Below are 19,979 nucleotides of genomic sequence, written 5' to 3'. Positions count from 1 at the left end.
CTTAAATTAAAATAAATCCAGGCAGAATTTTTCTTTTAACACTTTCAGGATCAGGTTAATCACTTCATGTTTCTGATCCTTGCGATAAGTCGCATACAAACCAATCATCGGGAGCGGCTCGATGGTCTTTTTCACCATAATATTTTCACCTAATAACGGAATGACATAAGCCGGTACTAAACTCCAGCCTACTCCCATACCGACCAGATTCACATTCAGCAAAATATTGGTGGAATGCTGTACCACATTGACCTTAATACCGGACTTGTTCAAAAATTCATGGATGATATTAAACAGCTGAGGTGAAGCCTGTTCATCACTGATCACGAAGTTACGTCCTGCAAAATTCTTGATACTTAAGGCAGGTATATCTCTTACATCGGAGTCGCGCGGTACGATCAAGGTTAATGGCTCATCAAAAATCTTGATCGATTCAAATTCTGCTGAAGGATCTGGATAGCGGGTAAAAGCGATATCAATTGTCCCCTGGCGAAGCCATGAAAACTGTTCAGCATCGGTCAGGCTATGAAACTGGGCTTTTAAATCCGGAAAATGCGCACGGATATTCGGCATGATGTAAGGGAAAATTTTCATTTCTGCCACAGGTACAAAGCCAATATCCAGATGCTCTTTTTCCACTTCTGCGACTTGGCGAGCCAATTGGATCGCCCGTTCAGCATGTTCCAGACTCTGCAAAGCTTCTTTGAGAAATACCTCTCCTGCTTCGATCAGCTCAACTTTACGGTTAGAACGTTCTAATAGCTTGACCCCAACTTCCTGTTCCAGATCTTTGATCTACTGGCTAAGAGAAGGCTGCACTGTATTTAGCTTTTCCGCAGCACGAGTAAAGTTGAGTTCGCGTGCAACCATACAAAAATAACGTAAATGTCTAAGTTCCATGTTCTTATTCCTGTTATATCGCTACTTTTGTTCGTTTTTTGGATATGGTGTATCGATAGACCAGCAGAGTCAATATCACGATCATCGCACATAACATATATGTGGTTTCATACCCCCAATGCGCTATAAAAATACCCATCATTACAGACCCGACTGCCAAACCGAGATCGAACAAGGTAAAGAAGGTTGAGATGGCATGCCCCATACGTTGTTTCTCCACCGCCTGAATCGCCAGAGTTTGCAGGCATGGGAAAAGTGAACCATAGCCAATCCCAATAAAAACAGCAGAGAGCCACAACATCCATTGATTATTGACTAAAGTCACCAGCAACAGACCTAAGGCAAAAAAGATTAATGATGGATAGATCACGGCGTCCGGACCTTTATTGTCATAAAACTTACCGACCCAAGGACGTACCAGCAACATGGACAACGCGAAGACAATAAAGAACAGGCTGACATAGGCCAACAGCTGCTTGGTTTCTGCAAAGACCGTAATAAAGCTGGTAATACTGGAATAAGCAAATGCAGTAAGTAGTGCTACAAAGCTCACAGCCAGGACTTTTGTTTCAATAATATCCTGCAAGCTTAATCGCGATTTTTCTGCAGTTTTTAGTTTCGCTTGAGGCAGCTCTCGAATATTCAAGATTAAACTGAAGATTAATCCCAGACTGATCAGGACGGCGAGAATGCCAAACAGCATCTGAAAGCTGGTGAACTGAATCGTAGTTAAGGCAATCAGCGGACCAAATACTACGCCCAGATTGGTCGACATGACGAAATAGCCCATACCTTCCCCTTTACGCTGATCCGGAATAAAGTCATTGGCTACCGGTACGGTCACCGTAGTCAAAATACTGAACCAGATGCCATGCAGAAAACGCACGATTAGTAGTGAACTCATGCTATCAATCAGCAGATAACTAAAGGCAAACAGCGCAAATAGGAGTCCTGCCCCACGCATCGCCAGTTTCTTACCCAATTTCTCAATAATCAAACCTGAAAAAGGACGAATGGCAATAGAAGACACCAAAAATAAGGTCAGCGCCAAGCCCGCTTCTTTCACCGTTCCACCCAGATCCGTGGTGATGTAGATTGGCAAAATCGCGATCAGGGCAAAATAATAGGTAAACAGAAATAAATTATTCAGTACGCACAAAATAAATGAGCGATTCCATAAGGGAGCTGTCGTGCTAGACATAAAAACCAACTATATACAGAAAATTCTAAAATCAGGCCTGAGGTCTTGCAGGCTGTAGGTTCAGTGCAACCAGCGCGCGAATATAATTCTCATCCGGCATTTTGTTAAAAAAGATAATCTGGTAGTGAATCGGCCCGTACAAACAGTCCAGCATCAATTCAAAATTATAGTCCCCATAGATTTCTCCACGCTCAATCGCTTGCTGGATCAAGCCGCGCATTTGTTCTCGACGCGGTAGCAGATACTGGGTGAAAAATTCCCCTGCAAGTTCACGATGATTAGCCATCACCACCAGTAATGCCCGTCCTACCGGATGATCCAGTGCCTGAGATAACCGTATTAATTGCTGTACCAGGTTATCTTCCAAGGACCTGGAAAAATCCAGATCAAAAATAGACGCGGTATGTGCTCTGAAGGTATCCAGAACCAGTTCAGACTTATGTTTCCACCAGCGATAAATGGTGGACTTACCCACCCCCGCCCGTGCAGCGACATCTTCAATGGTGAGCTGATGATATTCATATTCAGTCAATGCTTCCGCCACCGCCTGCAAAATACATTTCTGACGACGTGAGCCTTTTTCTTCTAGTGTCATATAATCCATCAAAAAACGAAACGATACGTATCGTTTCATATTAGATGATTTATAGGGTTATGACCAGTCCATATGAAAAGTACAGGCCAAAAAAAGACCTCAAATTTGAGGTCTTTTTTCACTTTATAGAAATTAGCTGTGGGCTGTTTTCTTATAAATACTGCAAGAAGGATGATGATTTTCTTGCAGTCGAGCAATCTTACGCTGTTCAGCTGCTTCAAAACGACAACGTTTCCAGTCATTATCAAGATTCAGTGGCGGAATATGTTGCGGTTTACCATTTTCATCGACTGCCACCATAGTAAAGTAGCAGCTGTTGGTATGACGCACAGTACGTTTTTGGATATTCTGCGCCTCTACACGGATCCCGATTTCCATCGAAGTACGGCCCACATGGTTCACACTCGCCAGGAAAGTCACCAGTTCACCCACGTGAATAGGTTCTTTAAAATTTACTTTATCCACGGACAGCGTAACCACATAACTGCCTGAATAGCGGCTCGCACAGGCATAAGCAACCTGATCCAGCAATTTCAGAATGGTACCACCGTGGACATTTCCTGAAAAATTCGCCATGTCTGGCGTCATAAGAACAGTCATTGTTAATTCTGACTGATCGTCTGAAGCTGGTGCAATTTGATCTAATGGGGCCATCGCTTTCTTTGAACTCTTTGAATGACAATGATATAAGCACATTATTATATCGTTTTTACTGCTAATTAAATGTTCTATTCGGCAAAAAATCCATCATTATTATTTATATGAAAAATGATTTCATACAGAAATAAATATAATAGAAACCGCTTGAATGATATTCCATCGAACCTGTATTTCAGAAAATCATTATTCACTTATTATTTTCATGATGAATAATCTGTATATAGATGGAATTAAGAATTTATACAGACTGTTTTCATTACCTCTCATAGATAAATTCTTCTACTCATCCTTTAGTCAGCACTGAGTCTTAACATTTCCTGAGCGACATTTTGATAACTCAATACTTGCTGACCGTCGAGCTGTGTTTCTACGGTATAAGTGCCATCCTGATGTGTAGCAGTTACTTTAAAGATGTATTGCTCAAACTGAGCCAGTTTGACCTGCTGCCCGACTTCAAGATTATTCATATGTCATCCTAGATTTGATCTTATCTGTTTTCATCAATTGCATTCTGACATGACTGATTGAATTTTCAAACAATTGATAAACTTAAGTATATAAATAACCATATAAAATTCTAAAAATATATACTTTAATAATATATTAATTCTAGTAATTTATTTAAATTTCAGCAACTTATATTTTTAAGGCTGATTGTTTTTTATTAATATATACTTAATAACACTTAGCTCATATTTTCTATAGATTGATATTTTCTTATAAGTAATTCTTATTATTTTTTTGAATATATGAATTAAAAAACCCTCATTTATTACAAATAAGGGTTTTAATTGAATAGCTGCTTTAGAGATTATTTTTCACGGGCCAGTAATTGTGGAATCTGATGTCCCTTTGCATAATCATATTTCTGATATACCTGTTCAATTTCAAGCAATTTCCTCCGTGCCGCTTCAATACCCGCTTCCATAGTCATGGTTCTGCCACGCACATCAAAAATATGTCCTTTCTCACGCAAGTCTGGCTGGATCACTACATCCGCATGTTTTAATTCTTCAAAGGCAAGCCGCTTCTGCATGATGTTGATGTTCTGATTAAACAAGCCCCAGACATTGGTCGTTTCGGTATGAATCGGCTGCGCCAGAATATCGATGGCGATGACAATATCTGCACCCAGTTCACGAGCAACATCTACAGGTACCGGACTAACCAGACCACCATCCACATATTCCTTTTCTTCAATCATGGTGGGAATGAACATACTTGGAATCGCGACCGATGCACGTACCGCCTGACCGGTATTACCATAATTAAATACGACTTTCTTGCCTTCTTTCAGGTCTGTCGCCACCACAAACATGGGGATCTTCAGGTTCTGTAAAGGAACATTATCTACCTGCAAGTTGACATAGTCTTCGACTTTTTTGCCATCAAAGAAGCCTTTTAGATCGATTCTGAAATCCCGGACATCATTGGCTTTCATGCTCAGCGCAATATTGCGCAGCTCAATCGCAGGTTTGCCACTGGCATAAATAGAACCCACAATACTGCCAGCACTGGTTCCCACAATCATGTCCGGCTGAATGCCTGCCTGCTCCAGTACCTCAATCGCGCCAATATGCGCATAACCACGAGCACCACCACTGCCTAAAACCAGCGCAACCACAGGACGCTGCTCGGTCGTTTTAATCTTCAGAAAATCGATTTGATTCGGACGTGCTTGTGCTGTGCTGTGCTGCATTTGCTTGGATTGAATACCTGCATTCACTGCCATCACTCGCTGATCAGGCATGCTCTGACAGCCGTTTAAAAACAGTCCCAGCATGATGAAGCTCAACCCATAGTTCCGCATACAGCACTTATCCTCATTTTAATAGCTGCATAGTGTATAAACACCATGTTAAATTAACTGTTGAATTTCGTAAATTTGTCATACAGTTTGAATAACTTGTAGCTATTTAAACCTGTATTACCATGCAGTCACCTACCCTTTATCAGATTTTTCTGACTTTCTTCAAGCTTGGATGTACCGCATTTGGCGGACCTGCTGCACATCTGGTATTTTTTCACCATAAGATGGTCGGTCAATTGAACTGGTTGAATGATACCCAATATCAACAACTGGTGGCATTGGCCCAACTCCTGCCAGGACCCAGTAGCAGTCAGGTCGGCATCGGCATCGGCTATATGCAACGAGGTTATAGCGGTGCCTTAATGGCCTGGCTAGGTTTTACTTTGCCATCTGCACTATTAATGACTTTGGTTGCCGTGCTCGGACAGCGCTACTTTCATATTTTAAACTCACATAGCTTTCATGTGATCCAGCTTATTGTGTTTGCAGTGGTCAGCTGGGCATTCTGGCAAATGTTGCGTAGCTTCTGTAAATCCTGGTGGCAATATAGTCTAATGATCGCTGCCACAATCTTTCTGGCTGTCGTCCCACTCAGCTTTAACCAGATCCTGGTGATTCTACTGGCTGGCTTGATCAGTATTGCGATGAGCAAGTTTCAAAGTCAAGCACTGTTACAATCGACACCAGTGAAAAATGCCACTCTAGACACCCCTTATATTCAGAAAAAGCATGCAATTTACTGGTTTATCGCCTTTTTGCTGCCCTTCATAAGTATCCCCCTTCTGGTTCAGTACCTGCACTGGTCTGAACTCGGTTTCTTTGCCGATTTCTATCGAACAGGTTCTCTGGTCTTTGGTGGTGGACATGTCATTTTGCCCCTGCTTCATCAGGACTTTGTCAGCACCCAGCTGGTCAGTGCACAGGCTTTTGACCTAGGCTATGCTTTTGCCCAGTTGATGCCTGGTCCGCTGTTCAGTTTTGCTAGTTATCTTGGTGCTTTATTGGACTGGACGGATCAGCTCTGGCTCAATGCCCTACTGGCGACTATTGCTATCTTCCTGCCCTCATTCTTGCTGATTTTTGCAAGCTTACCTTACTGGTCCTGGCTGATGCAGCAAGCTGTGATCCGTCATGCAGTGGCTGGGATCAATGCAGCAGTGGTCGGACTGTTACTTTATCTGGTCCTACAACTTGGACAAAGTTATCTGAAAGACTGGGAAGATGTGGTATTTGTAATCGTGATGATTTACCTGCTACGGTCAAAATTTCCACTCTGGTTCAGCCTGATTGCAGGCTTCGCAGTCTATTATAGCTATCTCAGTTTTTTATAAAACTGGAGCCATAAAAAAGCCCCGAATAATTCGGGGCTTTTTCAACAGGGTTTTACCAGATATCGGATTTGACCTTGTCTTTAAACTCTGGATGTTGATCCAGTTTAAACACTGGCTCTTTCACCCCACGCTTTAACTGACCGGTATAGTCTTTCAGAAGCATCAGGATAAATGGCATCAATAACAGAATCGCAATCAGGTTAATACTTGCCATCACGCCCATGAACAGATCTGCCATGTTCCAGATCAGTGGTACGCTGGCAATCGAACCGAAATACACCATGAACAGCACCAGAATACGGAAGATCATCATCACACCTGGATTGTTATTGATGAACTGCACATTCCCTTCTGCATAGGCATAGTTCCCGATAATGGAAGAGTATGCAAACAGGAATAGAATCAATGCCAGGAAGTCATCCCCCCAGGCACCGATCTGGCTTTCTAGTGCCATCTGGGTCAGGGTTACGCCTTCAAATCCGGCATTTTCATACAGTCCAGACACCAGAATAATGATCGCGGTACATGAACACACCACAAAGGTATCTACAAATACACCGAGCATCTGTACCAGGCCCTGATTCACCGGATGTTTTACATCCGACGCAGCAGCAGCATTCGGTGCAGAACCCATCCCTGCTTCATTGGAAAACAGGCCACGCTTGATACCCATCATCATCGCCATAGAAATCATGGCCCCGAAGAAACCACCTGCAGCAGCTTCAAATTCAAACGCTTTAGTGAAGATCAGCTGGAAGATAGATGGCAGCATATCGTAATTGATCACAGCAATATAAAGCGCCACAATCAGATACAGAAGTGCCATAAATGGCACAAAACTTTCAGCAACTTTTGCAATCCGCTTGATGCCACCGAAAATGATCACCGCAGTGATCAAGACCAGAAATAGACCTAACCATGAAACTTCAAGGTCAAAACCACCCAATGGCAAGTTCAGATTCGCTTGATCCCAGCCCCAGGCATGTGAAGTTGCACCAATAATCGCATTGGCCTGCACCGCATTAAAGACAAAGCCGTACGTCAAAATCAGCGCGATAGCAAAGAGGATACCCAGCCATTTCTGTTTCAAACCTTGCGTAATGTAGTACGCTGGTCCACCACGAAACTGCTTGTTCTGGGTATCACGAATCTTGAACAGCTGTGCCAATGAAGATTCAACAAATGCCGAACTCATCCCCAGAAAAGCGGTAAACCACATCCAGAACACGGCACCTGGACCACCAATGGCAATGGCAATCGCAACACCAGCAACGTTACCCACACCTACACGGCTAGCCAAACCCGTTACAAAGGCCTGGAATGGTGTGATCCCATGCTCATCCTTGGTTTCATTCCGGCTGCGTTTCATGACTTTCATACTGTGCCAGAACAGACGAATCTGTACGGCCCCAGTCATGATGGTATACAGAATACCCACTGCCACTAGGAAGACGACCAGAAAATCCCAAAGTGGACCATTTAGGGCATTGACCCAACCCAGCAGGGTTTCATTGAGCTGTTCATTCATATTCAATCCTTTCTATCCGTCTTAGATTTATTGTTATGACTCTGCATATCTATCCTTATACAAAGAATTTCAGAATTACCTGAATCACAGTGGCATTGATCAAGTCTACGAAGAACGCACCACAGAGCGGTACAATCAGGAAGGCCTTATGTGATGCACCGTACATATTGGTAATGGCCTGCATGTTTGCAACTGCCGTCGGTGTTGCCCCCATACCGAAACCACAGTGACCTGCTGCCAGGACAGCCGCATCATAGTTTTTGCCCATCACACGGAAGGTTATGAATGCTGCGTACAGTGCCATGGTAATAGTCTGTGCACCGAGGATCACCATCAGTGGGCCAGCAAGGTCGGCTAATTGCCATAATTTCAGAGATAACAATGCCATTGCCAGATAAAGTGACAATGAGGCATTACCAAATACATCAATCGCGCGGTCAAAGACCTTAACCTTAAACACACCTTCAAGCACGTTACGCAGGATCACACCACCAGCCAGCGCCCAAACGAAGGTTGGCAGTTCAAATGCAGTGCCTTTACTGAAACCGGTCATAAATTCTGCAAATGCCAGACAGCCTGCAAACAGACCTAGTGTAGTAATCGCATTATCTGCGGTAATCAGGCGTACGCGGTGTGGATATTCAAATGGAATGTATTCAGTTGAATTCACATCCAGTGGAGTATTATCACGTTTTTCAACCTGAGCCGCAGTACGAGACGTGGCTAATTCATGGCGGCTAATCAGCATTTTCGCTAAAGGACCACCGATGATACCGCCAATGATCAGACCAAAAGTTGCACTGGCCATACCAATCACCAAGGCACCCTGGATACCATGTTGCGTTTCCAGAATCTCGCCCCATGCACCTGCCGTACCGTGGCCGCCAGTGAGTGTAATTGAGCCTGCAATCAGACCGATCAGTGGATCAATACCCAACAGGCTAGCCAATGTCATACCGACAGTGTTCTGTACCATGATAAACACTGAAACTGCGATCAGGAAGATCACCAGACCAATACCACCTTCACGCAGCTTGGCAAAGTTTGCACTCAAACCAATCGATGCGAAGAAGATCAGCATAAAACTGGTCTGCAATTCTGCACTTGTGGTAATACTGTAGCCCCACAAGCTATGGATGATCAGGGAGATAATCGCTGCAACCAGACCACCTGCAACAGGTTCTGGAATGTTATAGCGCTTTAAAAAATCGATTTTATTAACCAGGAAACGACCGAGCAATAAGACAATCACTGCAGCAATCAAGGTATAAAATGCGTTAAAAGTAAAATCCATAATTATTTGCCCAAGATGATTCTGAATTTTTGTTGTTCTAAAAGTAATCTTTTGACCTAAGTTTAGTGGATGATGTCCACCCCCCTACCCTATATCAGTCAACACGGACAGTAATCTCTTTTAGAAAAACAAAACAATTCAGCACCTGATTCAAATTCGTTAATGCAATCTGGCAGATTACATATAACCCTAAGACCATCTTAAAAATACAATGTGCGAAATCTTGAGGCTGTTAAACAGTCGGTTCTGCATCGGAAGATGAGATAAAAGCTTCATCATCCTGCAGGATCTCGAAGCACAATATTTTTAAATTCATTCCAAACCCACAGATACGCTACAGAAATACCGCGATAACCACAGTTTTTATATTTACGATCTATTCAGAATGTTTAGAATGAACCTTCAGATGAAAAGTCGGACATTATGCGGTGTCTTAATGCACTGTATTATTGTTTTTTATTAACAATATTTTGACTTTTCATAAAAATAATTCATAAATAGATAATTTTTTGATCTATCTTTCCTTATTTTAAAGTTTTAACAATTCATTATAAATACCGCATATTTAATGGAGATTCATTGAAGCTTCGATCTATTTTATTAGGATTATTGTAGTCTATATTGCTTATACAGCATTTTTATGAAAGTTTTATTTATCTTAATCATAGGATATTTAAGAAAAAATTAATTTATAGATAGCTAATATTGGATTTAGCCGAGAATAAGAGGTGCAGCTGCATGTTTTAGAGATATGAAGTATTGATCAATTCCTAAAAACCAATATTTTTAGTTTAACCTTTGCTTATGGATGAACTTACTTCATCGCATCAGCTACTATCATTTGTTTAGTTTATAGTCAGAACTTATCATCAAGGAAATAACAATTCATATGGATCAAACAATCGTCAATGCTGTGGATCAAACCATCACATCCCGTCATTCAGTTCGTGCTTTTCTGAATACGCCTGTAGATCAAAATACCTTGAAAGATATTTTAACGGTTGCCAGCCGCGCACCTTCCGGTACCAATACCCAGCCCTGGAAAGTCTATGTACTTACAGGTAAAAAACGCGATGAACTGGTCGAGAAAGTATGTCAGGCACAAATGGAAATTTATCAGAATCCAAAACTGGCTGAGCAATACAAAGAAACTTTCTCTTATTATCCTGAACAATGGCTTTCACCTTTTATTGACCGTCGCCGTGAAAATGGCTGGGGACTGTATGGCTTGCTGAATATTCAGAAAGGCGAAAAAGAGAAAATGGCACGCCAGCAGTTGCGTAATTTCCAGCTGTTTGATGCTCCAGTGGGTTTATTTTTTACTGTACAAAAATCATTAGGCATTGGCTCGAAAATGGATATTTCCATGATGATCCAGAATGTGATGCTGGCAGCTAAAGCACGTGGATTAGATACTTGCCCGCAGGCAGCCTGGAACCATTTTCATTCTATTGTGCTAGACGTGGTGGGCGCCCCCGAAGATGAAGAACTGGTTTGCGGTATGGCTCTCGGCTATGCGGATCCAGAGGATATTGTAAATACTTTTATTACGCCACGTGTGCTAGTTGAGGACTTCGCTGTCTTTTTAAATGACTAATTGTCTGAACTTGTAAGCTTATCTTGAGCAGTTATGCCGTCCCTACGTTTAATCCCCTTTAGGTGACGGCAGCCGCAGACGGTAAATGGTCGCTGCCGCAATCCCAACAAAGATCGCCATTACCAGCGCCATATTGAATAAAGCATTCCACCACATAAAGTTCAGCAGAATCCCGCCAAGTAGACCACAGGCAAACTGCATGCTGCCCATAATGGCACTGGCAGTTCCGGCACGTGCACCCTGCTCAGACATCGCAATCGCCATAGCATTTGGCCCGGTAAAACCAATGGATGCCACCACCATAAACATGGCCATAATGACCAGAATTAGAGATTCAGTCTCAATTATTCCCAACACCAACAAAGCAATTACGCCACCAAGTTGTAAGGTCGTTCCAATTCTTAAACGACTTAAAATCCCAAACCGATGTGCCAGCTTTTTATTCAAGGTGGAAAACAGCATAATCCCGACCGCATTACCACCAAAGACATAAGCAAACTGCTGCTCACTTAAATGAAAATGATCCATCAGAATCGCTGAAGATGAGGTGATATAACAGAACAGGACTGCACTGGAAAAACAACCAGCAAACATTGGCTTTCTGAAACTTTCATCCTGAAAAATTGCCTGATATAGGCTCATGACCTGGGTAAAATTCAGTTGTAAACGGCGTTCTGGCTCTAGGGTTTCTTTAAAGAAAAAATGTACGCATGCCAGAATCACCAGACCAAACAGCATCAGCAATACAAAAATCATATTCCATTCAAATACCAGCAATACCCAGGCACCCATACTCGGCGCTAGAATTGGAGCAATCGTACTGACAATCATCATGCTGGCAAAAGCCTGAGCTGCTGAATGCATATCCAGGCGATCACGGATCGCAGCGCGGGCAATTACCACACCGACACATCCGCCTAAGGCTTGCAGCACCCGTGCGGCAATTAGACTCCATTCATTTTGGGCAAATACACAGAGCAGACTTGCCACTACATATAAGGCTAAACCAAAGTACAATGGCGGTTTACGTCCGATACGATCACTAACCGGACCATAGACCAGCTGCCCGATCGCTAGCCCCAGAAAATAGGCGGGCAAACTGTTTGCCACCTGCTGGGTAGTGACACCAAAATCATCAGCCATTTGTGGCAATGCCGACAGATACATATCAATAGAAAGCGGCCCAAGTGCAGTGAGGGATGCCAGTAATATGATCCAGGACATGGCATAGTTTTTATTGGTTGTTGTTGTCGACATAATAATATTTAGAATTTAAATGTGCGCTGTGCAGACAAGTTTACACAGGGCATAGTATGATTTGTGAAGCAAATTTACTTATTTTTATTGCTAAATTTTCACACACTTATTAAGTCTTTATCTAAAGACAGTGGTATAGAAGGACAAACCTTGAAATCCTGGCTCACTCGTTTCAAGCAAACCACCGGCAATACGACCTTTATGTATAATCTCCGGATGATCATTGCCTTTGCAGGAACTGCCTTTGTGCCTTATCTGATGGGTCAGCAGTTAATGACCATTCCACTGACCTTGGGCGTGGTGGCAGCAGGTTTAAGCGATATTGACGACCGCTTCTCGGTCCGGATTCTGAATCTCCTCTATACCTATATTGGCTTCTTTATTACAGCCTCTGCCGTTTATCTGTTATTTCCGTACCCGATCCTGTTTGCCTTGGCACTCATCGTGTCCTGTATTGGCTTAATTCTGCTCGGCTCGCTGGGACGGCGTTATGCTACGATTTCATATGGCTGTCTAGTGATCTCAGTCTATTCCATGCTCGGGGTGGAACTGTTTGATAACTGGTACACCCAGGCAGGTCTGCTGGTTATCGGTGCCATGTGGTATGGCCTGTTATCTACAATCAGTTTCCTGCTGTTCCCTGCCCGTCTGGCACAAGACAATCTGGCCAAGTGCTATTCGTCGCTCGGTAACTTTCTTTATGCCAAATCGAATCTATTTGATGTTGATATGACATCGAGTAGTTATCAGCAAAGCATGATTGAACTTTCACTTGAAAATGGCAAATTAATTGCGATTTTTAATGATATGAAAGCTGCTTTACTGACCCGACTCAAGGGAGATCGAGGACAGAAAGACACCCGTCGCAGCCTGCAATATTATTTTATTGCCCAAGACATTCATGAGCGGGCGGACTCAGCGCATATTGATTATCAGAAACTGGCAAAGATTTTTGAGCATAGTGATATTCTGTTCCGCTTTCAGCGCATTTTGTCGATTCAGGGCAAAGCCTGTAAGGACCTGAGCGAAAGTATCCTTCAGCGCAAAACCTACCAGCATAATTCGCGTTTTAAACATGCCTTTAAGAACCTGCGCTATTCGCTGGATAAGTTACGTCAGGAACAGCAGTATGATGAAGTCTGGATCAATGCACTGTTTTCCCTGTATCAAAACTTAAAGTCGATTGATGCTCAGTTACGTAATCTGGAAACTGAACGCAATATTAAGTTCGAGCGTGCCAAACATATTGAAAACCAGCTCAAAGATGACGACTTAAAAGGCTGGGAAGATATCCGGATCCGGATCAAACAGCATCTGACCCCGGAATCCGTGCTGTTCCGTCATGCGGTGCGTTTGTCAATTGTACTGCTGATTTCTTATATCTTTGTACAGCTGACCAATATCGAATATGGATACTGGATTCTGCTGACTGCCCTGTTCGTGAGTCAGCCCAACTTTAATGCCACTAAGCGCCGTTTACGCCTGCGGATAGTCGGCACACTGATTGGGATTAGCCTGGGCTTTGCCGTTCTGTATTTTGTCCCTTCAATCGAAGGTCAATTACTGCTTCTGATTCTGAGTGGCGTGCTGTTCTTTGAATTACGCAGTAAGCAGTATGCGCAAGCTACAGCCTTCATCACCATTCTGGCTTTGATCAACTTTAACCTGGATGGTGTGGGCTTTTCCGCAGCATTGCCACGGATGATTGATACCCTCATTGGCTGTGCGATTGCCTGGTTCGGGGTGAGCTTTATCTTCCCGGACTGGAAATTCCGCCGTCTACCGCGTTCAATCAAACGTTCTTTAAATGCTGAGGTCGATTATCTTAGCGAAGTGATTGAACAGTATAAAACTGGGCGTAACAATGGTCTGCGTTACCGGATCGTGCGTCGCGCTGCACATAATACCGATGCTGAAGTTGCTTCCCTGATTTCGACCTTGGCGACTGAGCCCGATTTTGATCCTTTGCAAAAGAGCCAGGCTTTCGAATTCCTGTGTTTGAATCATACTCTGATCAGCTATATTGCTGCGCTGGGTGCACATCGTGAGAAAATCGAAGATCAGGAAATTTTGAGCCTGCTAGATCAAGCACTTGAAGACATTCGTGGTGCATTGCTGGCCGATGAAGTGCCCGACCTCAGTGCACAGAATATGATCCATAATATTCGTCAACGCCTGTCACACCAGCAGGATGAAGACCAGAAATCCCTGATCATTTTGCAGCAACTGTCCTTAATGTTCAGTATCTTGAATCAACTCAGTCAGTTAAAGCAAGGTTTAAGCCATGAACGTGATGAGCAGGCAACCGAATTAGCCTCATTATAATTTGACTGATTTTGGAACAATATACTCACTGAATTGGTACAAATAATGCTAAACTTTTTGCAGTTTTAAATTTGTAAATTTCACTATGACCGCGAAAAATTTATACGCCTATACCCTACAGCCTGTGAACTATGAAGTGACAGAACAGGAACAACGTCATGCTCAGCTAATGATCTGGCGCAGTACCAATAAAATTGGCATGAAAGCCTGGCTGATCATGGGTGCAGTTGTGGCACTTTCTATTCTGGGCATTATCATGCTCAAGAACTATTCTACGATTTTTTGCTGGGTGGCACTGGTGTGTGTGGTGCTGTACTACCTGATCCGTACTTTTGGTCTGGAATGGTATGTAAAGCGTAAGATGAACGAATTTCCAGTTCAGGAAATTAAAGGTATTCGTCTGGGTGTACAACCTCACGGGATCGTGATGCGTCAGAAAATGGGTCTACAAGAAGGTGTAGGTGCGATTGGCTGGAAAGACATCTATGAATGGTACAATACACCTGAATTCATGCTGGTTAATTTCAAAGTTAAAGGTCAGCAAGGTGCTTATATCCTGCCAAAACGCCTGGATAGCAAAAATTTCTCATTCGAAACCATTCGCAAGCATTTACGTGAAGAAGTAGGCGAACCGAAAGAAATCTGATACGAACTTTCATTAAAAAAACCTCCTACCTGGGTACGGAGGTTTTTTTGTATTTATAACTGTAAACGATAATGAGAATAAATATTATCCGCAAAATCCATCATTCTATTGCGATATTCCTTTATAATCAGACCATTTTCTAATATTCGTATTTTCATCCAACGACCATGTTTAAAAAAACCTTTTTCCAGATCCACTGGTTTCTTGGAATTACTGCCGGTCTGGTCCTGTCAATTATGGGCGTTACCGGGGCGATATATTCCTATGAACAACAGATCCTGAAATGGATCAATACGGACAGTTATACCGTACAGGCACAATCCGGGCCGAAACTCAGCCCGGCTGAGCTGTATCAGCACTTTAAGCAGCAAAATCCTGAAATGCAGATCAACAGCGTGAGCCTGGATGCCAGTCCAACAGGATCCAGTACGGTTAATATTGCCAAAGAAGGTGCTCGTCGTGGCTACAACATGATGGTCAACCCGTATACGGCTGAAGTACTACCTGAAATCAAAGGCCGTGAGTTCTTCCAGTTCATACAGCAGCTACACCGCTATTTAACCATGGGGCCTGTCGGCAAGCAGATCACAGGTGCCTGTGCCCTGATGCTGATTTTCTTTGTCTTGTCGGGTCTTTACCTACGCTGGCCAAAACGCCATTCAGTGAAGCAGTGGCTAGCTGTGAAGCCGCAACTGAAAGGTCGTAACTTTATCTGGGATCTGCACGCGGTTGTTGGAACCTGGGTCGTGATTTTTTACCTGATCCTGGCGTGTACCGGACTGTACTGGTCTTATGACTGGTGGCGCAACGGTATGTTCAAGGTTCTGGGTGTAGAACGTCCACAACCTGAAATGCAGCAAGGTCAAGGCGGCCGTGGTGGTGCAGAACAAGGTCGTAATGCTGGCGAATCACGTGGTGAAGGTGCAGGCGAACGTGGTCCACGAAGCGAAGGTCAGCGCGAAAATCGCGGTGAAGGTCGCGAGAGAGGTGTTGATGATACCCTTCTACTTACTGCATTGAACAAGAGCTGGGCAGGTTTCCAGAATGAATTCAATGGCAAATATTCAACAGTTACTTTTAATATCCCTAAAAAAGCCGATGGTGAACTGAAACTCAGCTTTACCGATGTTGAAGTTCAGCATGAGCGTGCCCGTAATAATGCTACTTATAACTATCAGGATGCAGCATTTACATCGGTAGAAATGTATGAAGACAAAAAGCTGAATGAAAAGATCATGAGCAGTATGCTACCGGTGCACCGTGGCAGCTTCTTTGGTCCGATTTATCAGTTCTTTGCCATGGTCGCCTCACTGCTGATGCCACTTTTCTTTGTGACCGGCTGGATGCTGTATCTGAAGCGTCGTAAACAGAAGAAATTAACCCTTGCCGCACGTCAAGGCGCTACAGCCGTCGATATTGATCCAAATGCCAAGCCTTGGCTGATTGCTTATGCCACACAAACCGGTGTTTCTGAACAGCTGGCATGGCGTACCGCAACTGCCTTGCAACAAGCACATCAACCAGCAACGGTAAAAGCCGTACAACAGCTGACGCTGGCTGATCTGCAACAGGCTGAACAGGTGCTCTTTATTGCAAGTACTTATGGTACCGGTGAAGCACCAGACCTGGCTTCGTCATTTGAGAAGAAAATTATGTCCGGTCAGGCTGACCTGAGTCATCTTCATTATGCTGTACTGGCGCTGGGTTCTAAAGAATATCCGGATACTTTCTGTAGTTTTGGTCACCGTATTGATCAATGGCTGAAAAATAATGGTGCTCAGCAATTATTTGCCACTATTGAAGTCGACAATGCCAGTAACGAGAATATCCAGCAATGGAATGCCGCACTCGCTCAGTCAACTCAGCTAGAACTTCAGGCCATGGATATTGATAAAACCTTTGACCATTGGACCCTTGTAAAACGTGAGGTGTTGAATCCAGGCAGTCTGGAAGCTCCAGCCTTTAACCTGGAATTTAAACCTGAACATGAAGCACAATGGCAAGCGGGTGATATTGCAGAAATCCAGCCAGGGAACAGCGCTGAACGCATTGCGCAATTCCTGGCAGCACACCAAATTCCCGCAGGTACTGTAGTTGCCTCTATGCAGCAACGTATAGAAGACATCCTCTGGAACCGTGATCTGACTCAGCCAATTTTCCCATATATTTCTTCAGAAGAATTACTGAATCAGTTACCCGTGTTACCAACACGTGAATATTCTATTGCCAGTATTCCAAGCCAACAGATCTTACGTCTGGTGGTTCGTCAGCAAAAGGATACCTCTGGTGAACTTGGTCTAGGTTCAGGCTGGTTAACACAATATGCTGCACTCAATGCACCTATTGCCTTGCGTATTCGCAGCAATGATTCCTTCCATCTGGTGGATGATAACCGCCCAATTATCTGTATTGGTAATGGTACCGGGATCGCTGGCCTGATGAGTTTACTGCATACTCGTAACCGTCAGGACTATAATGAAAACTGGCTGATCTTCGGTGAACGTCAGCGTGCACACGATTTCTTCTATCAGGAAACCCTGGAAGCCTGGCTGACTGTAGGTACACTAAAACGTCTGGATCTGGCATTCTCACGTGATCAGGCTGAAAAAGTTTATGTACATCACAAGCTCCGTGAACAGGCGGATGAGCTGAAAACCTGGGTGAACAATGGTGCTGTGATTTATGTCTGCGGTAGCATTGATGGCATGGCCAGTGATGTCGATCAGGCACTGATTGATATTCTAGGTGAATCAACTGTTGATCAATTACGTCAGGACGGTCGTTATCGCCGTGATGTGTATTAATCAGTGAATGATAGAAAAACCGGGCCATGTTGCCCGGTTTTTTCTTGCCTATAGAACTGAAATACCTACAATAAAATATGAAAATTACAGGATTATTCATGTCAGATTTTTATAAACGCCTGATCAGTAGTATTGCAGGGATTTTACTGAGTGCAGACAGTCTCTGGTTACTCTTACAGAACAAGATTCATCTGGGAATCTTGCTACCACTATTGATTGGCGTGTTACTGATTATTTACGTCCTGTTCTTTTCCTATTTCCAGCAATGGCACCAGCACTCCAGGTTTCGTTCCAGTGTATGGAAATGGATGTGGATTGGATTTTTTACCTGGGTCGCCAGTGTTCTGATCTTCTTTGGCTATATTCAAAGCAATATCAATAGTGATAATACCCAATTGCCAACCAAGGCAATCCTGGTTTTAGGTAGTGGTATAGAAAACAACCGACCCTCGCCAACCTTGCAAAAACGTCTCGACACTGCAGCTGACTATGCACAATTGCATCCAGAAGCATTGATCATTATGACGGGTGGCTTGAGTTTTCAGGAGAAATATACTGAAGCTGAAGTGATGCAGGCTTACCTTAAACAGTCATATCCTGCTGTTCGTAATCCAGTTGTAATGGAAGATCAAAGTACCAGCACCGAACTCAATCTGATCAACTCCAAAAAGATTTTAAACCGTCATCAGATTACTTTGAATGATCCAATTACCATTGTCACCAGTGACTTTCATAGCATTCGTGCTCGTGCCATAGCCAGACATCAGGGCTATACACAGGTCATCAGTATTAGCGCAGAAACACCACTATATATTCGCTATAACTCGTGGCTACGCGAGTATTTTGCTTTTCTTAGCGGCTGGTTGCTGAATGAATATTAAAAAAGAGTTATTTAAAAGATGAAAATCAATGCAATCGGATTTGGCGTGGCAATGGAATATGACCGCTTTTAAAGATCTCCGGCTTCTGCACATAAATCTGATACAGATAATTCTTGATATCCAACAGCATTTTTTCTGGTGCAACCAGAATATTTTGCCCTTCAGGCGTCAGATCTAGAGATAAAGCGGTATGCTCTTCACGCAGGAAAGGAATCACTTTTTCAATAAAGTCTTTGAAGCTGATTTCCTGAATTTCGTATTTTTCCCAGTTATCTTTGATGAGCAGTTTTGCCAAGCCTTTACTCTGCCAGGTTGCAAAAGCCTTTTGCCCTGTTGGCGTTGCACAGAGCGCCCAGCCATCTTGGTATAAGGCGTAAATGCAGCCTTGTGCCACAATTGTTTCAATGAACTGTTTATAAACTTGTAGAGGATCGTAAGGAGTATTTTGAGTTTTAGCCGCGGCCTTGCGCTGATATGGATTTCTCATAGCCATGAAATCTTATAAATTATTATAGACTTAGGATTCTAAGAAAAATTGAGATTTTAAGCAAGAGAGAATATGGTGGGCGCTGACGGGATCGAACCGCCGACATTCTGCTTGTAAGGCAGACGCTCTACCAACTGAGCTAAGCGCCCTGAAGAATAAAAAATAACATCGTTATTTTTTATGATGCAAGACAAGCGAAGCGCGTAGTCTTGGACTTTGATAACACATTTTTCACATCAGGAAATGAAAAATGGCGCAGCGGACGGGACTCGAACCCGCGACCCCCGGCGTGACAGGCCGGTATTCTAACCAACTGAACTACCGCTGCGTGTCGTATATCTATAAAAGATATGGTGGGCGCTGACGGGATCGAACCGCCGACATTCTGCTTGTAAGGCAGACGCTCTACCAACTGAGCTAAGCGCCCTTAAAGGGTCAAACTGTTTCGATTCTAAGGATGGCGCAGCGGACGGGACTCGAACCCGCGACCCCCGGCGTGACAGGCCGGTATTCTAACCAACTGAACTACCGCTGCATCACAAAAAATCTGGTGGGCGCTGACGGGATCGAACCGCCGACATTCTGCTTGTAAGGCAGACGCTCTACCAACTGAGCTAAGCGCCCTCAAAAGGTCTATCATGTAAATGGCGCAGCGGACGGGAC

At 43.6% G+C, this 19,979-nt stretch carries 15 protein-coding genes, 5 tRNA genes and 1 pseudogene; 6 read left to right on the top strand and 15 right to left on the bottom strand.

The genetic code is table 11. From position 1 onward, the window contains the following. Window positions 1–6: 6 nt before the first annotated feature. From BK820_RS04155 to BK820_RS04135, 6 genes and pseudogenes are all read right to left on the bottom strand, one after another. A pseudogene (locus BK820_RS04155) lies at window positions 7–900 on the bottom strand (LysR substrate-binding domain-containing protein). A gap of 13 nt (window positions 901–913) precedes the next feature. Beyond that, window positions 914–2,101, bottom strand: a complete 1,188-nt coding sequence (locus BK820_RS04150; protein ID WP_071320196.1) for an MFS transporter — start codon at window positions 2,099–2,101, stop codon at window positions 914–916. 31 nt (window positions 2,102–2,132) lie between these two features. Continuing rightward, a complete protein-coding gene (locus BK820_RS04145; RefSeq protein WP_171260588.1) occupies window positions 2,133–2,696 on the bottom strand; it encodes a TetR/AcrR family transcriptional regulator in 564 nt (187 codons plus the stop codon). A gap of 132 nt (window positions 2,697–2,828) precedes the next feature. Then, the gene (locus BK820_RS04140; protein WP_004814807.1) at window positions 2,829–3,350 is read right to left on the bottom strand and encodes an acyl-CoA thioesterase; all 522 of its coding nucleotides are present in this window, start codon (window positions 3,348–3,350) and stop codon (window positions 2,829–2,831) included. Window positions 3,351–3,646: 296 nt separating this feature from the next. Then, window positions 3,647–3,823, bottom strand: a complete 177-nt coding sequence (locus tag BK820_RS15455) for a hypothetical protein (RefSeq protein WP_004814805.1) — start codon at window positions 3,821–3,823, stop codon at window positions 3,647–3,649. Window positions 3,824–4,167: 344 nt separating this feature from the next. Continuing rightward, the gene (locus BK820_RS04135; RefSeq protein ID WP_071320194.1) at window positions 4,168–5,166 is read right to left on the bottom strand and encodes a patatin-like phospholipase family protein; all 999 of its coding nucleotides are present in this window, start codon (window positions 5,164–5,166) and stop codon (window positions 4,168–4,170) included. Window positions 5,167–5,288: 122 nt separating this feature from the next. Here BK820_RS04135 and chrA point away from each other — a divergent pair, with 122 nt between their 5' ends. Then, window positions 5,289–6,497, top strand: a complete 1,209-nt coding sequence (gene chrA, locus BK820_RS04130; protein WP_071320193.1) for a chromate efflux transporter — start codon at window positions 5,289–5,291, stop codon at window positions 6,495–6,497. Window positions 6,498–6,549: 52 nt separating this feature from the next. Here chrA and BK820_RS04125 read toward each other — a convergent pair whose 3' ends face one another. Continuing rightward, complete coding sequence (locus BK820_RS04125) at window positions 6,550–8,025, bottom strand: alanine/glycine:cation symporter family protein (protein ID WP_071320192.1); 1,476 nt, start codon at window positions 8,023–8,025, stop codon at window positions 6,550–6,552. A 55-nt stretch (window positions 8,026–8,080) separates the two neighbouring features. Further along, on the bottom strand, window positions 8,081–9,319 hold the full coding sequence (gene gltS / locus BK820_RS04120) for a sodium/glutamate symporter (RefSeq protein WP_071320191.1): 1,239 nt from the start codon (window positions 9,317–9,319) through the stop codon (window positions 8,081–8,083). An 889-nt stretch (window positions 9,320–10,208) separates the two neighbouring features. On the opposite strand from gltS, the gene BK820_RS04115 reads away from it, so the two are divergent. Beyond that, window positions 10,209–10,916, top strand: coding sequence for a nitroreductase (locus BK820_RS04115; RefSeq protein WP_071320190.1), 708 nt, complete (start codon window positions 10,209–10,211; stop codon window positions 10,914–10,916). 48 nt (window positions 10,917–10,964) lie between these two features. Here the strand turns inward: BK820_RS04115 and BK820_RS04110 are convergent, their stop codons facing one another. Beyond that, a complete protein-coding gene (locus tag BK820_RS04110; RefSeq protein ID WP_071320189.1) occupies window positions 10,965–12,173 on the bottom strand; it encodes a multidrug effflux MFS transporter in 1,209 nt (402 codons plus the stop codon). Window positions 12,174–12,323: 150 nt separating this feature from the next. Here BK820_RS04110 and yccS point away from each other — a divergent pair, with 150 nt between their 5' ends. From yccS to BK820_RS04090, 4 genes are all read left to right on the top strand, one after another. Beyond that, window positions 12,324–14,498 carry a YccS family putative transporter gene (yccS, locus tag BK820_RS04105; protein WP_004891814.1) on the top strand — a complete coding sequence of 725 codons (2,175 nt, stop codon included), beginning with the start codon at window positions 12,324–12,326 and terminating at the stop codon, window positions 14,496–14,498. 85 nt (window positions 14,499–14,583) lie between these two features. Further along, a complete protein-coding gene (locus BK820_RS04100; protein ID WP_004814787.1) occupies window positions 14,584–15,144 on the top strand; it encodes a YcxB family protein in 561 nt (186 codons plus the stop codon). A gap of 167 nt (window positions 15,145–15,311) precedes the next feature. Next, window positions 15,312–17,948, top strand: a complete 2,637-nt coding sequence (locus tag BK820_RS04095; protein WP_071320188.1) for a PepSY domain-containing protein — start codon at window positions 15,312–15,314, stop codon at window positions 17,946–17,948. Between the two features lie 98 nt (window positions 17,949–18,046). Then, window positions 18,047–18,829, top strand: coding sequence for a YdcF family protein (locus BK820_RS04090; protein WP_071320187.1), 783 nt, complete (start codon window positions 18,047–18,049; stop codon window positions 18,827–18,829). A gap of 25 nt (window positions 18,830–18,854) precedes the next feature. Here BK820_RS04090 and BK820_RS04085 read toward each other — a convergent pair whose 3' ends face one another. The 6 genes from BK820_RS04085 to BK820_RS04060 all read right to left on the bottom strand — a co-directional run bounded on the left by BK820_RS04085 (window position 18,855) and on the right by BK820_RS04060 (window position 19,940). Next, complete coding sequence (locus tag BK820_RS04085; protein WP_071320186.1) at window positions 18,855–19,316, bottom strand: DUF2750 domain-containing protein; 462 nt, start codon at window positions 19,314–19,316, stop codon at window positions 18,855–18,857. A 73-nt stretch (window positions 19,317–19,389) separates the two neighbouring features. After that, window positions 19,390–19,465: transfer RNA gene (locus BK820_RS04080), tRNA-Val, on the bottom strand. 102 nt (window positions 19,466–19,567) lie between these two features. Continuing rightward, window positions 19,568–19,644, bottom strand: a tRNA-Asp gene (locus BK820_RS04075). A 23-nt stretch (window positions 19,645–19,667) separates the two neighbouring features. After that, window positions 19,668–19,743: transfer RNA gene (locus BK820_RS04070), tRNA-Val, on the bottom strand. A gap of 31 nt (window positions 19,744–19,774) precedes the next feature. After that, a tRNA-Asp gene (locus tag BK820_RS04065) sits at window positions 19,775–19,851 on the bottom strand. A 13-nt stretch (window positions 19,852–19,864) separates the two neighbouring features. Continuing rightward, window positions 19,865–19,940: transfer RNA gene (locus tag BK820_RS04060), tRNA-Val, on the bottom strand. Window positions 19,941–19,979 lie beyond the last annotated feature (39 nt).

Source organism: Acinetobacter sp. LCT-H3, from assembly GCF_001866125.1.
Lineage (GTDB): Bacteria > Pseudomonadota > Gammaproteobacteria > Pseudomonadales > Moraxellaceae > Acinetobacter > Acinetobacter schindleri.
Note: the sequence above shows the minus strand (reverse complement) of the source record. Positions and strands in the feature narration are given on the sequence as shown.